The 17,089-nt window shown below is 65.8% G+C and carries 14 protein-coding genes; 7 read left to right on the top strand and 7 right to left on the bottom strand.

Features of this window, described 5'->3' with window-relative positions; all coding sequences use genetic code 11:
* The gene (locus tag E3T35_RS02880; protein WP_134377841.1) at positions 1-1,038 is read left to right on the top strand and encodes a hypothetical protein; all 1,038 of its coding nucleotides are present in this window, start codon (positions 1-3) and stop codon (positions 1,036-1,038) included.
* 165 nt (positions 1,039-1,203) lie between these two features.
* On the opposite strand, the gene E3T35_RS02875 is transcribed toward E3T35_RS02880, so the two are convergent.
* The 3 genes from E3T35_RS02875 to E3T35_RS02865 all read right to left on the bottom strand — a co-directional run bounded on the left by E3T35_RS02875 (position 1,204) and on the right by E3T35_RS02865 (position 3,821).
* Positions 1,204-1,644: a ubiquinol-cytochrome c reductase iron-sulfur subunit gene (locus E3T35_RS02875; protein WP_134344677.1), complete on the bottom strand. Its 441-nt coding sequence runs from the start codon at positions 1,642-1,644 to the stop codon at positions 1,204-1,206.
* Between the two features lie 291 nt (positions 1,645-1,935).
* Positions 1,936-2,826, bottom strand: a complete 891-nt coding sequence (locus E3T35_RS02870; protein ID WP_134344676.1) for an amidohydrolase family protein — start codon at positions 2,824-2,826, stop codon at positions 1,936-1,938.
* Positions 2,820-3,821: an LLM class F420-dependent oxidoreductase gene (locus tag E3T35_RS02865; RefSeq protein WP_134344675.1), complete on the bottom strand. Its 1,002-nt coding sequence runs from the start codon at positions 3,819-3,821 to the stop codon at positions 2,820-2,822. The genes E3T35_RS02870 and E3T35_RS02865 overlap by 7 nt, the downstream gene beginning before the upstream one ends.
* 113 nt (positions 3,822-3,934) lie before the next feature.
* Between E3T35_RS02865 and E3T35_RS02860 the strand changes: the two genes are divergently transcribed.
* The 4 genes from E3T35_RS02860 (at position 3,935) to E3T35_RS02845 (ending at position 7,620) form a co-directional block, all read left to right on the top strand.
* Complete coding sequence (locus tag E3T35_RS02860) at positions 3,935-4,366, top strand: DUF3592 domain-containing protein (protein WP_233197275.1); 432 nt, start codon at positions 3,935-3,937, stop codon at positions 4,364-4,366.
* 168 nt (positions 4,367-4,534) lie between these two features.
* On the top strand, positions 4,535-5,428 hold the full coding sequence (locus E3T35_RS02855; RefSeq protein ID WP_134377840.1) for a hypothetical protein: 894 nt from the start codon (positions 4,535-4,537) through the stop codon (positions 5,426-5,428).
* Positions 5,421-7,094 carry a hypothetical protein gene (locus E3T35_RS02850; protein ID WP_134377839.1) on the top strand — a complete coding sequence of 558 codons (1,674 nt, stop codon included), beginning with the start codon at positions 5,421-5,423 and terminating at the stop codon, positions 7,092-7,094. Before E3T35_RS02855 ends, E3T35_RS02850 begins: the two co-directional genes overlap by 8 nt.
* A gap of 10 nt (positions 7,095-7,104) precedes the next feature.
* Positions 7,105-7,620 (top strand): hypothetical protein, encoded by a 516-nt coding sequence (locus E3T35_RS02845; protein ID WP_134344672.1) that lies wholly within the window; start codon positions 7,105-7,107, stop codon positions 7,618-7,620.
* Positions 7,621-7,675: 55 nt separating this feature from the next.
* On the opposite strand, the gene E3T35_RS02840 is transcribed toward E3T35_RS02845, so the two are convergent.
* The 4 genes from E3T35_RS02840 to E3T35_RS02825 form a co-directional block, all read right to left on the bottom strand.
* A complete protein-coding gene (locus tag E3T35_RS02840) occupies positions 7,676-8,233 on the bottom strand; it encodes a hypothetical protein (protein WP_134377838.1) in 558 nt (185 codons plus the stop codon).
* A gap of 57 nt (positions 8,234-8,290) precedes the next feature.
* Positions 8,291-8,587, bottom strand: coding sequence for a WXG100 family type VII secretion target (locus tag E3T35_RS02835; protein WP_134344670.1), 297 nt, complete (start codon positions 8,585-8,587; stop codon positions 8,291-8,293).
* A gap of 239 nt (positions 8,588-8,826) precedes the next feature.
* Entirely contained in the window at positions 8,827-13,308 is a 4,482-nt protein-coding gene (locus E3T35_RS02830) for an FtsK/SpoIIIE domain-containing protein (RefSeq protein WP_134377837.1), read from the bottom strand.
* Positions 13,309-13,384: 76 nt separating this feature from the next.
* Positions 13,385-14,527, bottom strand: a complete 1,143-nt coding sequence (locus tag E3T35_RS02825; RefSeq protein ID WP_134344668.1) for a cation:proton antiporter — start codon at positions 14,525-14,527, stop codon at positions 13,385-13,387.
* An 83-nt stretch (positions 14,528-14,610) separates the two neighbouring features.
* Between E3T35_RS02825 and E3T35_RS02820 the strand changes: the two genes are divergently transcribed.
* Positions 14,611-15,447 carry an SDR family NAD(P)-dependent oxidoreductase gene (locus tag E3T35_RS02820; RefSeq protein ID WP_134344667.1) on the top strand — a complete coding sequence of 279 codons (837 nt, stop codon included), beginning with the start codon at positions 14,611-14,613 and terminating at the stop codon, positions 15,445-15,447.
* A gap of 165 nt (positions 15,448-15,612) precedes the next feature.
* Positions 15,613-17,016 (top strand): APC family permease, encoded by a 1,404-nt coding sequence (locus E3T35_RS02815; RefSeq protein WP_255577951.1) that lies wholly within the window; start codon positions 15,613-15,615, stop codon positions 17,014-17,016.
* Positions 17,017-17,089: the final 73 nt, after the last annotated feature.

Raw genomic sequence — 17,089 nt, 5'->3', positions numbered from 1 at the left:
ATGAACAACGTCACCAAGATGGTTACGGCGGTGCTGATCGCGTTCGCACTGAGCGGATGCACCGCCGTGGCGACGCCTCCTACAACCACTCCCGTTTCGGCCGGACTGATCGGCTCCGCTGAGACGGGTACCGATGCGGGCAACGACCGACCTACCGTGACCTACGACGGGCTGATGGTTCGACGCCGGGTGGTGATCGCAATCCACTCGACTCCCGACGCCGATCTCGCCGCCCTCCGCATAGTGCTCGATAATGCGTCGAACGAGAGCCAGATAAACCTGTCCGACATCTCTCCCGACGTGCTCGACCCCGCCTCGCTCGAGCACCTGGTGCCGGAGCTGATCGTGGCCCTGCCGATGGGGGGTACCGTTGCCGAAGCCGGGGAACTGGTCAACCGTGCGTACTTCCAGGACCCGGTGGTTTCCGGGGTGGACCATTACCACGTCGCCGAGGTCTTGGTACACGATCTCCGGTTCGCGGTTCGGGCGACCAGCCCTGCCGCACTGGAGGAGTCCATCGCCCGGGAAGGCATTCTGTCGGACGCGCTCGGCAACTACACCACCACCCTCCGCGCCGGTGAGCTCGACGTGACCTACACCGGCCCGCTCCTCAGCGATGAACTTATTAAGTCGGTTCAAAACGGCATCGCGCGCGCGGCGCATACCAAGCTGGAAGCAGTCACCGTTTCCCCCCGCTCGACTGCGGGGGTCGGTGTGGACATGGCCAACGAGCCGGCGCCCGCGCCAGCAGCCACCGAAGCTGCTTCGGACCATAACCACGACGCCGCGCCCCACGACAGCGACGGACGCATCGGATCGGGCAACGGCAGTGACGACGTCACCGACGCTCCCGATGACAGCGACGGACGACCGGAAGGCAGCAACTCCGGCGTCGACGATACTGTCGACGACAGCGGAAGCTCGGGCCACGGGACAAATTCCGGCCCCGAGGCAGACGAGAACAGCGGCCAGGACGACTCCGATAGTGGCGACTCCGACTCCGACTCCGGCAACGGCAACGGAAGCAACGACGGCTAGCGACGGGATACTCTCAGCCAGGGTATCGACTCAGACGAGTCGGTAGCCCGCTCCGCGTACCTCTTGGGGCGCCTGTCCCGCGCTGGATCCGCAGATCTCCCACATAAACAATCACCTTCTTGACCGGGCAGACCATTGTGGATGTTCATGCTCACCCTCGGATGGTCACGAACCGGCGAGCACGACGCCGCCGGCGACGCGCACCGCAATCTTTTCCAGCGGCGAGGGCGCGGGGCCATCAATCACCTCTCCGGTTGCCCCGTTGAAGCGTGACTGATGGCACGGGCAATCGAATTCGCCGCCCCCGGGTTTGACGACACAACCCTGGTGCGTGCAGATGGCGCTAAAGGCAATGACGCTACCGTCGGTCGGCTGAGAAACCAGAATCGGCTTCCCGTCCAGGGTGGCCGAAATGGAGCCGCCGACCGGGATGTCGGCAAGTTTGGCAAGCTCCTGGGGCGCGCTCCCGCCCGTGGGCGCCGTCGACGGGCCACCAGCCTCCAGCCCGGTGGACGATACGGTCGAGCAGCCGGCAAGCGCAGCAGCGGTGCCCGCGCTCCCGATCAAGATAACGGCGCGGCGGGAGAGATCGGCGGTCGGTGTCATGGTCGTCCTCGAATTCGGCGTAGTGAGTAGATGGGCAGTGCTCGTCATAACCACAAGACGGATCCTATGGCTGGTAACGGCAATATTGCACAGGGACGCCAAAATACGGCTTGGTCCTGCTCCTGAGTGAGGAGCTGGACCAAACCCTATCCCTCTAAAGCGGTCTGGTGGATCTTGTCACGCTATGAGGGAGGACTTGCAGAAACCTTGGGGTCTCGGGCCCATCGTTCGGGCCGGTCAGACCTTTCAGAACGTGTCCTGATTGAGGCACTGCCCGAGGTGCGCGGCGCCCTATTCGCCGATCAGCCGCAAGCCGTTGTACCAGCAGACGGCGCGCAGCCAGTCGTCGTCGAGCCGCGGTTCCCGGTCGCGCAGGCGTTCGAGGGACTCGAGCTGGTGGGCATACGGGTACGGAATGTTGGGAAAGTCGCTGCCGAGCACCACCCGGTCGGGCAGGTCGGCCAGCCGTGGAAGCAGGGCCGGGTCGAACGGTGCGAACTGCTCGAAGAAATCGGTGAAGACCATGGTGGTGTCCAGGTGCACCCACGGGTAGCGTTCGGCGAGATCGAGAAACTCGCCGTATTCCGGGGCGCCGAGATGGGCGACGACGGCTGTCAACAGCGGATGCCGCGCCAAAACTCCCGCAAGTTTGTCCGGCCCGGTGATCCCCGGCCGGGACACCGGCCCGCTGCCGACGTGGATCACGACCGGAATCCCGGCATCGGCGAGCAGCCCCCAGACCGGGTCGAGCACGGGCTCGCGCAGGTCGAATGCTCCGATCTGGGCGTGAATCTTGAACACCCGAGCGCCCCGATCGAGGGCGGACTGCACCTGCTCGAGCACGCCGTCCTCCGGATAGAACGTGGCGCTCGGCACGCAATCGGCATGCTCCGCTGCCAGTTCGAGGGAGAAATCGCTCAGGGAAGCCGCCATTCCCGGGCGATGCGCGTAGGACAGCGCGGTGAAGCGCCGCACGCCCAGGCGCCGCATCGTCGCCAGGCGCGAATCCTGATCGTCGCGGTAGTGGATCGGCCACTCGTGGCCGATCAGCGGTTCGATCTCGTCGAAGTGCGCCCAGACGCGCCGCAGCATTCGCTCTGGCAGAAAATGGGTGTGCAGGTCGACCAGTCCGGGCAGGCCGAGGCCTCGCCACCAAGCTGGTACCTCGTTGTCGGTCAGCATGATTGCTTCAGGGCGGGCATGACCTCGCGCTCGAACAGTTCGATGCCGGAACGGTCGTAGGCTGCCTCGGGAAAGTAGTGGATCGCATAGCCGAGGCCGCGCTTCTTCATGGCGGTCAAACGCTCAACGACCTGTTCCGGCGTGCCAACGCCCTGCGCCTTGCCGCTTCGATACTCGGCCATGAACTTCTCGGCTCCCTCGGTGCCGAGATAGGGGGCCACCCGGGCCTCGATCGCGTTCAGCCGTTCGGCAACTTCGGCCTCGGTCGCGCCGATCACGGTGTTGTAGTTCGCCGAGCGCACGATGCGCCCAAAGTCGGTTCCCTGAGCCACGCAGTGCTCGGCCAGGAGCGCGCTCTTCTGCGAAAAGCCGTCCGGTGAGCCGTCGAAGTTGGTGTAATCGGCGTACTGCGCGGCGATGCGGAGGGTCACTTTTTCGCCGCCGCCGGCGATCCAGATGGGAAGACCTCCGGCTTGCAACGGAAGCGGCCGAAAGATCGCGCCATCCATTTGATAGTGCACACCGTCGAGGGTCGCCGTGCCCGTGGTCCAGGCCTGCTTCATGATCTGCACACCCTCGTCGAGCCGAGCGAGGCGCTCGCCGGGGCCGGGAAACCCGTAGCCGTAGGCGCGCCACTCATGCTCATACCAGCCGGCCCCAATGCCCATCTCGATGCGGCCGCCGGAGATGATGTCAGCGGTCGAGGCGACCTTGGCCAGGTAGCCGGGGTTGCGATAGCTCATGCAGGTGCACATCTGCCCGAGGCGCACCCGTTTCGTGGTCGCAGCGAAAGCGGAGATGAGCGACCAGGCCTCGTGGGTGGCCTGCTCGCTCGGCACCGGAACGGTGTGAAAGTGGTCGTACACCCAGATCGACTCCCAGGCGCCCGCATCAGCGTGCGCGGCCAGGCCGCTCATGGTGGCCCACTGCGCCGCCGGTTCGATTCCGACCAGATCGTGTCGCCAGCCCTGGGGTACAAAGAGTCCAAATCGCATGGATTCAGCCTAGACGGGCCTGCTGGCCTGACCTGAAACGATACGATTTAGCCAGTGGTGCTTGCGCCGCCAGGGAACCTCGATATATACGACTCACGTGACAACGGATGGCGGTGGCAGTGCACGCGCTCGACTTCGCCGGAATCATGAGCGAGATTCTCACACTCGTCGGCCTCATCATCGGTGCAGTCCTCTATATCGTCGGGCTGTCTGTGCGCGGCATCAGTGGCCGCTGGACGCGCACGACCGCCGTGATCGCAGCGTGGGGAACAACAGCGTCGGGAACAGCGCAGGCGGGCCCGGCCACGGTCATCCGCTGGTTTGATAACGACGGCGATGTGCACGAGCGTTCAGCCGACACCCAGGAGACGCACCACCTGGCGCCCGGAGATGACGTACGCGTTTGGTTTCGCAATCGCCAGCCCGAGAAGTGCCGCACGCACGACCCCGACCTCGACGGCAAGGGTCTGCGCCTGATCGGCCTGGTGCTGCTCGGCATCGGTGTTCTCGCCGGTGTGGCCGGCATCGTGCTGATGTTCGTCTGAGGCCCACAAACGCGAATGGGCATTTCCCAGGCCTGCTATCTACGCCCAGGACGATCGTGTGCAGCAAAGCGGATGCTGGCCCGAGATGCGCGCGCATTCTCGGTAGGCTGTGAAGGACTATACGGGGGACGCGTGATGGTGAGTGAATCATTGGGGGCGGGGGCGGCAATGCCTCGGTTCCTGTTGACCGCTGACGAGTTGCACCTCGTGCAGGACCACGTGCCCACCCTGCGGTTACCCCCGCGATTCCGTCAGGAATGGGCCAGCGATCGTGACCCGGCCGAGTCCGCGGAGCGGGCGCAGGCGGCGATTGCCGGTCTGGTCGCCAAAGGCCTGGTCACAGCGGAGGTCCCGCGCGACCCGATTCCCGCGAATCTGGGCGACTGGCTTCTTCCGTCGTTCATGGTTTTCCTGTCGCTGCACATGGCGCCGGCCTGGGTGTTCGAGGTTTCGGCGTGGACACGAGAGTCGACCCTCCTGCTCGTCGCCTCGGCGCGCGGCGGTTACGGCTCGCTGCTCGCGCGGGCACAGAACGTGGAGATCGCCGACGGTCGCGGAACGACCGGCGACCTGGCCGGCCTCGAGTTCGCAGTCGTGCCGTTTCCGGACCTTGCCGACAAGCTGGCCCTGGCCGTCCCTTCCGGTGGGGAGGCCGGCGACAATGGACCGTTCGTGACGATGTCCCTCACGGAGAGCCGTGGCGGCATCGAGGTTCTCCGCGCCCATGACCCGCTCCTGCTGGAGGAGCTGTCCCGCCGAGTCGGTGGTCCGGGTGCCGTGCAGGCACTCGCGGGTCTCGCTGGCGATCTCGACGCCGGTTTCGACCTTCGGCTCTCGCGAGCGGATGGCATCCCCGTGCGAGTGCTCAACTATGTGCGCGGTGCCGCCGGCTGGCGAAGTGTGGAAGTGCGGCTTCCGGCAGGCGACGACGGCCTGCCGACGGCGGAACAGGTGGTCGACTCCGGAACCATCACGATTGCCGCCGTGACGTACGCCGCTATTCGGGCTGAAGTCGCCTCCCTCTGTGCAGAAATCACTGTTACGGAGATGGCCCATGAGTGACTTCACGGTCAGCGGCGGTACCAATACCTCGCCCCTCGTCGCGACCTTCGAGGACATGCGTACATTCTCGACGGAGCTCGGGCAGGTGCAGGACTATCTCGCAACCGAGAGTCTGCAGATCGCGGCCGTGGCCGCCGGCGGTGACCTGCTCGAATCGGCGATACTCTCGCCCGCCACCTTCGCGGATGCTGAGACCAAGATCCTGCAGGCCGCAGCCGTGTACCTCCTGCAGACGGCCAGGGTCGCGGTGCTGCACCTCTTCATCGACGGCGCCATCGTCACCTATGAGACGGTGGAATCCGCGCTGGCCACGGCCGCAGACGGCCTCTACTTTGTGGGCGGTTTCGCGGTTGGCGTCGTGGTCGTCACCGGGGCGACGGTCGTGGCGGGTGGGGTAGCGCTCTACGCGGCCGGCGTCGAAATGGGCTATCAGCTCACCGAGGTGGCGGACTCGACCGGGGCCGCCGTGGATGCGATCGGCGACCAGGTGCAGAAGAACCCGTGGCTGCTCGCTACCGTGATGGTGCCGGGCGGTGCGGGTGCGCTCATCACCTCTGGAGCGAATGCTTTTGCGTCTGCCTACTCACCAACGGATGCCGCGACCGCCGCCAACCAGCGGCTCGCGGACGAGTTCGCGGCCTTGCTCGCGAGCGCCCCTGATCTGGAAGCGATCCAGGCCTGGGCTGGCGAGCACACCGACCTCGTGCAGACGATCATCAATTTTGCTCCCGGGTTCCTTGCCGGAGCTACCTATACCCTCGGCCCGCTGGCCATCGTCGGAACGACTTCCCTGACCGGCGCACCGTGGCCGCCCCTCAACTACGACCAGCTCGTTGAGGGCATCATCGCCGGCGGCGGCCGCTTCGGCGCCTTCGACGACGCGACCGGCGAGCCGACAGTGGCTCCCATTTCATTCACCGACTCCGACGGGTCCCCGATAATCCAGATCGTGCCGTCAGACCTGAAGTCGCTGTTCGAGGGAGCCGACGAGATCGACACGAACGGGGACGCTCCAGCTGGCTCGCCCGAAGGTACTCCGGATGACTTCTCTGACATTCGGCTTGTGGAGCGTGTTGGACCCGACGGCGTGCACCACTGGATTGTCCAGATCCCCAGCACGCAGAACTGGGGGCTGGCCCCCGGCACCGCCACGAACGATTTGCCGAGCGACCTGGCGTCCATGGCGCAGCATCAAACCGTGCTCATGGCGGCCGTCAAGGAAGCCATGGAGCAGGCGGGTGTGAAAGCCCACGATCCGGTCATGCTCGCCGGTTTCAGCCTCGGCGGAATCACCGCGGGCCTGATGAGCTCCGACCCCTGGATGAACCAGCACTACAACATCACGAATGTCGTCACCGCCGGAGCGTCGATCGGCAACTTCGACATTCCCTCCGGAGTCAACGTGCTCTCCTTCGAACACACGGGGGACCTGGTCCCGGCAGGAGACGGGTCAGACAACCCCGCAACGACCAATCAGGTCACCGTGCACGCTGACCCCCCGGGGATGGGCGACCATACGGAACCGCACGATGCTGCCAAGTACGCGGTGACTGCGGGAGAGTTCCAAGGTTCGGGCAATCCGAATGCCGACACGTTCACGGGGTCTGCGAAGGATTTTTTTATCGGCGACGACGTGACCGTGCATGACTACGCAGCAACTCGATGAGGACCCCAGTATGAGTATCCGAAACCGTTTGATTGGCGCCACGATCGCCGTCGTGGCTACGGCAGTTGTGCTCAGCGGTTGCTCGAGCCCAACGTTCGCCCCCTTCAGCTCCACATCCACCGCTACGCCGGTTCCGTCGGGCACAGCCGCCGGGATCAGCCGTGATGAAGCCGTCGCATTCCTGAATGCCGTTCCCGGTCTGCGCGACGCCACGGTTCGAAGCTCAACCTCGGGCTTGTCCACGTCGATGATCATCGAGGTCTACGTCGATGATGACGCCGCGGCGACGGCACCCGGGGTTCTCGACTACGTTCTGCGGCTCGGTTGGGCGACGGCCTTGGACCGTCAGCCCTCGAGCCTGAGATTGATCGTGTACAACCACGGTCGAACCGTCGACCTGCAAGCCGAGGCGAACGTGCTCGCTGGGGTCGAGTACCCCATGTTTCAAAAATACAGCGTTTATTTCGATGGTCCGGAGTATTTGGGTGCCTGGCCGGGCGCCGTTCCCACCCTGTCGGTCGGCTGAGTTCGAGCAGGGCGTTGGCACCCGGCAGGGCGGAGACCGAAGCCCGACGACTGGCCTAGCGCCGAGCACCGCCCAGGGTGCACTGCACGTCGAGCCACTCCCTGGCACCGTCAACCGGCCGGTTCGGAACGGCCCGAACGATGTCCTCGGCGCGGGCTACGGTCTGCGGCGCGACGTCAACGCCGAACACTTGCAAAACGGAAACCTTGACGTTTTTCACCTGGTCGGGAATGGACGCGAGCACCGTCATGAAGCCGGTGACGGCATTCTCGGCGACATCCTGCACCACCTTCACGACGTTGCCGACGATCGAGCGTGCCTCGTCGAGCCGCTCACCCGCCCACACCTGGGCTTGGTGGATGAGCGCCTTGACCTCATCGACGGACCTCGCGTGGTTCGACAGGGCATCCGCTGCTGTGTCAAGTGCGGCAGCCGACCGACCGAGAGCATCGGCCGTGGCGCCGATTTCGGCGCGGAACGCTGTTGCGGCAACGGAGTTCCAGTTCATCGACTCGGCACGGGCCTTGATCGCCAGCGCGCGGGCACGCACATCGTCGCCCCGGGCTCGCAGGCGCGCCGAGTCAGACCTGACGACGGACATGTCTCCGTACATTCGTTCCTCCAAACAATGGCAGCCGCCGCGAATCGCCGGCTGCCAGACATCGAGAGGTTAGCGGGAGAGGCGTGCGGCGAGCTGCGCGTCGACCTCGGACAGCGTGGTGGCCGTGGTGCGCAGGTAGTTGGAGAGGCCGTCGAGCCCGTTGATCGTGGCGCGGGCACCGTTCGTGAACTGCTCATAGGACGCGTTGAATGCGCCGGAAGATTTATCGGTGACGAAACCGGAGCTCACGAGAGAGCCGATCAAGCTCTGCAACTCGGCGAGCTTGGTGTTGATAGCGTCGCGGCCCGACACAAGGCGGTCAGCAGATGAGTTAAGTTCCTGGTACGAGACGTTCATGTTAGCCATTTGACACTCCCCCATAAGAGCTGCATTGTGCAGTGGGGCCAACGCTACCAGCCGGGACGCCTCGTCGCTGGACGGCGCTCGTGTGCGCGGTCGCCTTGGGTGCGGTGGCCCTGAGCCGGTGCGCCGGACTCTGCGGGGGCAGTCGGCGGAAGTACAGAGATTGGCCACAGCCTCGGCTCGTGGCCGGGGGACGTGCCCGAGCTCGCCGATGGCGTGATCGTCGCCGACTGACCCCGCCACTACTCGGGCAAGGCCACCTGCAGTTTCGTCGCCCGGCCCGCCTCGACGAGGTAGCCGCGCCCTTCCGGAAAATCTGCCCGATTGCCGCGCGGAAAGGCAACCCGGAACAGGGCGATGCCGTCGCCCTCATCGGGCTGCAGCACAATCCCCACGCGGGCGGTTTTGAGCTCGGAGTGAATCTGCCAGGCGGATGGCCCGGTCGCCAGGTCGGTCTCGACCACGATCAACACGTTGGCTTTTCGCGCCGCTTTGATGAGCGATGCGACGACGGGCTCGGCGGTCGATCCCTCGAAATCACCCGCGGTTTCGACGACGATCAAGCCGGGCGCGCCGCCGGTCGGCCAGGTTCCGGTGCCATCCCGCAGCACGGTACCGAGGTCGCGCGCGAGCGTCTCGGCTTCGGTGATCCCGAGGGCGCGGGCTCCCCACGGGCGGAATTCGGCCAGCTCGCTCGCCGGTCGCGGGCTGATCAGCACGGTATTGACGCCCGGCAGCGCACCGACAAAACTGCGCACAAGAGTCTTGATCGTGGTGGTCTTGCCGCTCCGAAACGGGCCGGTGACCACGACCAGTCCTTCCGGCGCGATGCCGACCGGCAGCAGGTCGGCATCCGCTACCCCAATCGCCGCCCGGCTGCCGTGCACGCCGAGTTGCGACAGCAGAATGCGCTCGGCCAGGCGCTCGATCGAGGGTGCCGCGGCGACACCGCTTTGACGCAGCCGATCCCCGAGCTGCTGGGCCGCCACCGACTGCTCGCCGAGGCTTGACGAACCGCCGAGCACCGCAATCTGCACCTCATCGCCGTCGATGACGGCGCGTCCGGCCGGTGCGTCTTCGAGAATGTCCGCGGGCACTCCGAGAATGCCATAATCGCTCGACGAAGCCAGGCGCAGCACGATGTTCTGCTGAATATTGGCGTTGAGCGCCGTGGGGATCACCCCGGAGCGATCCGCGCTCAGAATAAAGTGGATGCCCACCTGCCGTCCCACACTCATCAGCTGGGCGAGCGCGGCAAACGTCGTGTCGCCGCTTCGAAACTCGTAGCTGCTGCGAAAGTTCGCCATGCCGTCGATGACGACGAAGATGCGTGGTTCCGCGACGTCGCCGCTCACCTGTCGGTAGTCAGACAGGGTAGACGCCGGCAGTGCGGAGTAGCGGACCGCGCGTTCGGTTGCGGTGGCGACGAGTTGCCGCATCAGGCGTTCGACCCGTTCGCTGTCCTCGCCCGAAATTATGCCGCCAACGGTGGGCAGCGCGGCGAGCATGCTCAGGGCGCCCCCGGCGCAGTCGATCGCGTAGATGTGCACGGGGTACCGCTCGGATTCGCGCGAGGCCGACAGCAGCAGCGTTCGCAGCGCGGTGCTCTTGCCTGAGCCGCTGGTGCCGAGAACGGCCAGGTTTCCCTGATTGTCCGGGTCGAACCGAAACGAACTCTGCCGCTGCTGGCTGGGTTCGTCCTGCATGCCGAGTGCGATCGACGGCCCATCAGCGGATGCGATCTGCGCCAAATCCAGCACCGCCTCCAGTGGCGAGAGCCAGGGTTTGCGCGGCGTTGCCAACCCGAGCGTTGCTCCGGCCGTGCGAATGGAATTCAACATGTTTTCAATGTCGCGAGGTGCTTCCCGGCGAGTGGGCGGTGCGGCCAGGTCGATGGACCAGGTCTGACCGACCTCGAACGGAAAGTCGGCAATGTCGATATCGGGGAGTTTTGCCGTGCCCTTGCTGCGGCCGCCGAGATAAGCGGTCTGAAAATGAATGAGCTTGCCAGGGCCGAGCTTTGCCGCACCGCGGCCCGGTGTCGCCGGGTCGAACCCGGCGGCGTCCTTGCCGCCGATCACGTCCTGGCTGTCCGACTCGTCGGCGACGCGGAGGGCGATCCTCAGGTTGGTGTTGGCGCGCAGGTTGTCCTTGATCACGCCGGCCGGCCGCTGGGTGGCCATGATCAGGTGCAGCCCGAGGGAGCGCCCGCGTTGGGCCACGTCCACGATTCCGTCGACGAATTCCGGAACTTCACCGACCAGCGCGGCGAACTCGTCGATGACGATGATCAGCGACGGCGGGGCGTCCGCGTCGCCACGTTTCTCCAGGCTCACGAGATCCTTGGCGCCCTTCTCGTTGAGCAGGGTCTCCCGGTAATGCAACTCCGCTCGCAGCGAGGTGAGTGCTCTGCGTACCAGGTGGGTGTTCAGATCGGTAACGAGGCCCACGGTGTGCGGCAGCTGGGTGCATTCTGCGAACGCAGCGCCACCCTTGTAGTCGATCAGCAGAAAAGTCACGCGATCCGGGCTGTGTTCGCTCGCCATGCTCATGATCCAGGTTTGCAGAAACTCGCTTTTGCCCGACCCTGTCGTGCCGCCCACGAGGGCGTGCGGACCGTGCTCGCGCAGGTCCAGCCGCAGCACGCCGGTGGCGCCCTGGCCGACGATGCCGCTGAGTGTGCCGGCTTCGGTCGGTGGGTGGTCGCGCCAGCGCGCGGTAATGCTGTCGCTGCGTTCCCACAACGCGGCGACGGCCTCCGGCGACGAGATCACATTCTCGGTGCGCAGTTCCTGGTAGGGCACCGACGTGGGCAGGTCGCTCTCATCGAGAACTCGTGCGCCACTGTCGGTGACCGACGAGATCAGTCGGGCGGCCACGGCGGCATCCTGGCCCGAAATAGCCTCGAGCGGGCTGACGTCGGCCCGGGTGCCGGTGCGCACGAATCCGACCACCCCGATTCCGTCGGGCTGAACCTCAATATAGGTGCGGCAGGCGGCGGGAAGGTCGGAGACCGTGGCAGCGTGCCAGAGCAGGTGCACGCCCACATCGGGGCCGTCCTCGGCCAGTGCGACGAGCCGTCCACGATCCACCTGGCTGTCGCTCGTGACGATAACGATGACGACCGGGGTGACCGGCAGGGCCTGCACCGCCTGTCCGTGCAGTTCATCGATGTCGGCGTCTTCGCGCAGATGAGAACGGATGCCCGCCCTGCCCGGTCGCGCGGCCCGGCGTTCAGCCACGAGCTCTTCGAGCTGGGCGAGCAGGTGGCCGCTCGAGGCCGGATCGGCCGCGAGATGACTCGTCGTGAGTGGGCTGTAGACCGAGCCGATGTGCGGCATCCACTTGAGCCATTGCCATTCGTACTGGTTGTCCGGGTTGGCGAAGCAGGTCAGCACCAGGTCGGCCGGCGAGTGCAGGCCACACAGCTGCACAATGATGGAACGCAGCACGCCTTCAGACCAGAGCTCACTGCCGGAGACCCCGATGCTGCCGGCCCGGGCGAAGGTCTCGAGCACCGGCACCCGCGGCACGGTCAGGTTGGCGTCGTTGATCTCGTCGAGCTCGGTCCAAAAGCGCTCGTCCGAGTCATTGCGGCTGGGCACATCCACGGTGATGCGACTCGATTGGGTACCGAGACCGAGCCGCACTTCCAGAAATGTCTGGTGTTCTGGGCGACGCGTCCACAGCACGGCATTGCGTGCCACCATGGCCTCGTAAATCTCGGTGGTGCTCGGTGATTCCGCGTTGCGAATCAACACTTCGCGCTCGCGCTGGGTGACGAGTTTGGCTTTCAGCGCCACAATCGCTGCGTCAAACTGCGCCGTCTGGTCTTTCTTCTTGCGATGGTTGGTGATCTTGGTGTCGACCCAGGTGCCGATCATGATCAGGGGGGACAGCGCGATGAAGACGAGGCTGAGCGGTGATCGGGTGACCGCGAACAGAACACCGCCCATGACGAGCGGGGCGATCACGGCGAGAATCGGAAATTTCTGCGGTTCCAGGCGCTGAGGTGGTACCGGCGCGGCAAGCTTCTGGGCGACAAAACGCACGTCAACGCGCGGTGAGCGTGCAAATTCGACCACGGCTTCCGGTCGGGCCGATGGCGCCAGGCCTCGAAAGCTCGGCTCCAGGGCGACGGCGAGAACCGTGTCGCCCATCGAGATGACGTTTGCTGCGGTCACCGTGCCCGACCCGGCCCGACGCTCGTCGATATAGACGCCGTTGCCCGAATCAAGATCGGTGACGGTGATGGTCGTGCCGATGTCGATCGTGGCGTGCGTGCGAGAGACCGTCTCGTCGATCAACTGGATTCGACAGCCGCGGCCACGTCCCACGACGTTGCGTCCGGCTACGAGGGCGAACTGCGAGCCGGCTTGCGGGCCGCGCAGGATCGACGCGGTGGCAGCACGCTGGTACAGGAAGATGTCGCTCGGATCGGCCTCGCTGGGCTGGATCGGTTCCACCCAGCAGCCCGAGCTGAGACCGGCATCGCTCACCGTCGCCAAGGGATCGAGCACGTGCAGCACCGGGTTGTTGGGGTACCGCACGCGCAGGGTGAGTGGGGCGCTGTTGCGCCGGGCTGCGTCGTCGTTCGGGGAGATTCCGGGCTGGCCGAGTACCAGATTTCGGGCGACTTCGCCGATCGTCGCCATCACATCGGCAGTGACGAGCACGTCGGTGTCGCCGTCCGGCAGTCTGCCAACGGTCAGCTTCAGTTTCACTGTGTCCCCCACGTTGAGCCGTCAGTAGGCTCACAGCGAGGTTATCGGAGATTGCCTCGCGCTGGTCGGCTGCCGGTCAGGCCGGCGAAACGGATGCCGCGCGCGGCTTGGCCCATCCGCTCGCCACCGCGGTCACCGCGATGGTCACGAGCGCGCCCAGCAGCAGGGCCGCTGCCTCCCCGGGGGCGAGCACGCGCAACTGGGTGCCGATCGTTGCCGCTGCGATCGGAATGCCGAGCTGGGCCGCCGACAGCAGACCGAACGACAGGGGGAGTCCGAGCACACGGGTGGTCGCGTGGGTGAGCAGGGTGGCGACACCGAGCACGAGGCCGAGCACGATCATCTCTGGGTGGTCCGCGAGGTCGCGCAGCGCGAGCGAGGCGCCGAGCCAGACGAAGAACAGCGGCCCGAAGAATCCGTCGGCGAGGGCGAACAGCTGGCGGGCCAGTCGGCGCGGTTCGCCGACCGCAGCGACGGCGAGGCCGAAAGCGAAGCCTGCGAGCATGACCGAGACGTGGCTGAACACGGCCACGGCCGACAGGGCGAACAGAATGGCCAGCTGGATGCGCAGCTCGAGAGCGAACTTGCGATTGGCCGACAGCTTGTGCAGCTTTACGCGAGAGCCGTTGCGTTCCAGCCTGGCCAACACAGAGTAGATGACCACGGCCAGAAGCGCGACAGCGGCAGCGCCGAGGGCGGCGCGGCCGGCATTGGGCGGGTCGATGGCCAGCGGCAGGGCCACGATCGCTGCGATGTCGGCAATCGCGACCTGCGCGGTCAGCTCGAGCATCGATCGGCCGCGCAGCCCCAGCGAGTGAATGAGGGGCAGCACGAGCGCGGCGGACGAGGAGGCGAGCAACACTATATAAAGCGGTGCATGCTGAGTTCCGAAGACTATCGCGATCGCCACGCCGAGGGCGGTCGCCGAGACGGTCACGAGAATTGCCCTTACCAGGCCGGTCGCGAGGGCGGCGCGAATCGCCCCGGCGCGAACCGGCACGTGCGTGCCGGCCACGAACATGATCAACGCGAATCCGACATCCGCTAGAAGAGTCAGCGTGGGGTCGGTCGCGTCGATGAGGCCGAAACCCGTGCGGCCGACGATCACGCCGGCGGCGAGCTGGCCGATCACGACGGGAATGTTCCAGCGGCGCGGTGTAGCCAAAAGCGGCCCGAGCAGGGCGATCACGGAGATGATCGCGAGGGTTCGAAAGTCCATACGCACCTTCCCCCGGTCTGCCGCAATCGCGCGCTGCATCGAGCGTAGTCCCGCCAGGCCGCCGCAGGCGGCATGATGGGAGTATGAGTCGAACCGTCGCCGGAGCCCGCGTGCTGATTACCGGAGCAGCCATGGGAATGGGCCGCCTGTATGCCGAGCGCGCTGTCGCCGAGGGGGCGAAAACGGTCATTCTCTGGGATCGCGACGGTGCCGCGCTCGCGGCGACCACCGCCATCCTGAACGATCGGTCTAACGGGCGCACGACGATCGCGCCCTACGTTGTCGATATCGCCGATCTGGGGGCCATCGCGCAGACGGCGCAGCGGGTGCGCACCGAGGTCGGCGACCCCGACGTGGTCATCAACAACGCCGGAATCGTGCGCGGCAAGTATTTCTGGGAGCACGACAACGGCGCGGACACCCGCCCGACGATGCAGATCAATGCGCTCGCGCCCATGTACATCGCCCGCGAGTTTCTGCCGGCGATGATTGCGAGCGGATACCGCGAATCACGCATCGTAAACATCGCGTCGGCCGCCGGCACCCTCAGCACCCCCCGCATGAGTGTCTATGCCGCCTCGAAAGCGGCCCTGATCGGCTGGAGCGATTCCCTGCGGCTCGAACTGGTGCAGCAGGGCCACGGGCAGGTCAAGGTGACCACGGTGTGCCCGAGCTACATCGACACCGGCATGTTCACGGGGGCTCGCGGGCCGTTGCTCACCCCACTGATGACGCCGGAATACGTGGTGGATCGGGTCTGGCGGGCGATGCTCGCCGGCAAGCCGCAGCTGTTACTGCCGTGGACGGTGAACCTGTCGAAGGTGCTCCGCGGCGTGTTGCCGCTGACCGCGTGGGACGCCGTCGCCGGCCGTGTTTTCGGCGTTTACCGGTCAATGGATCGCTGGGTCGGCCGCGGATAACGTTCTGCGGCACCGCCGGGGTGACAGAATCAAGGCAGACAAGCGCTCGCGGCGGGCCGACCGATTCGCGGCCAGCACACCATCTGCGTCGCATCAGCGTTGACGTGAGCCGAAACAATCGGGGACACCATCACTACCACGCACCATCACCACACGCCGGATTCTCTGCTCAAAGTCCTTGGAAATCGAGACGCGCTCGCTCTCGGCTTCGGAGCCATGATCGGCTTCGGCTGGGTCGTGCTGACCGGCGGCTGGATCAACGACGCCGGCACGCTGGGTGCCGTCACGGCCATGATCGCCGGCGGCATCATCATGGGCATCGTCGGCCTCACCTACGCCGAGCTGACCGCGGCCATGCCCAAGGCCGGCGGCGAACACAACTTTTTGCTGCGAGCCATGGGGCCGCGCTGGTCGTTCGTCGGATCCTGGGCAATCACCGGCGGCTACGTCACCATCGTGGCGTTCGAAGCCGTGGCACTGCCACGCACGGCCGGGTACCTCTTTCCCGACCTGAGTCAGATTCCGCTCTGGCAGATCGCCGGCGAGCAGGTGTATTTGACTTGGGCGCTGGTGGGAGCGGTGGCCGCCGTCGTGATCACGGGCATCAACATCCGTGGTGTGAAACTGGCCGGTGTCGTGCAGACCTTCGTCGTATTGTTCCTGCTGATCGTCGGCGCGATGCTCGTGCTCGGGTCGTTCACCGGTGGTTCGACCGTGCACATGGAACCGTTCTTCACCAATGGCATGGGAGGATTCTTCGCCGTGCTCGTCGTGGTGCCGTTTCTCTTCGTGGGTTTCGATGTCATTCCGCAGTCGGCCGAAGAGGTCAATGTGGCGCCGCGACAGATCGGCAAGCTTGTCGTCGTCGCCGTGATTCTTGCGACCATCTGGTACGTCATGATCGTGCTCACCACCTCGTCGTCGATGCCGGCTGCCGCCATCGGCCAGGCCGATATCGCCACAGCGGATGCCATGGGCGCCTTGTTCGGCAGCGATGTCATGGCGAAGGTGCTCATCGCCGGCGGAATCGCCGGAATTCTCACCTCGTGGAACTCCCTGCTGCTCGGCGCTTCACGCCTGATGTTCTCCATGGCGCGTTCGGGCATGCTGCCGGCCTGGTTTGGCAGGCTGCACCCCAAGTTTCGTACCCCCACCAACGCGCTCTACTTCATCGGTGCCCTGTCGTTTGTGGCGCCGTTCTTCGGCACGCAGATGCTCGGCTGGCTCGTGGATTCCGGTGCCCCGAGCATCGTCATGGCCTACATTCTGGTGGCCGTCGCCTTCGTGGTGCTGCGGCGCCGCGAACCGAAAATGGACCGCCCGCTGCGCGTGGGCGGCAAGGGTAATGGCGGAGTCGTGATCGGCGTCGCCGCTGCCGCCCTGTGCCTGGGCCTGCTCAGCCTGTATATGCCCGGGATGCCGGCGGCGCTGTCGTTCGAGCCTTGGGTGTTATTCGGGCTGTGGTGGGTCGGCGGCGTCTTCTTCTACCTGCGCATTCCGGCCGGAATCGCGCCCGGTCACGATGCCGAGGAGCGCCTGCTGGAGCGCCTGGGCGCGCGCTGCTCCTGACTCGGGTCGCCCGGTTCGGGTGTGGGAGAACCGGGCAGCGGTTTGTTTCTGCCCGGAGCAGGAGAGGAAGAGG

Origin of the sequence: Cryobacterium sp. TMT1-2-2 (genome assembly GCF_004403505.1) — a bacterium.
GTDB lineage: Bacteria > Actinomycetota > Actinomycetes > Actinomycetales > Microbacteriaceae > Cryobacterium > Cryobacterium flavum.
Note: the sequence above shows the minus strand (reverse complement) of the source record. Positions and strands in the feature narration are given on the sequence as shown.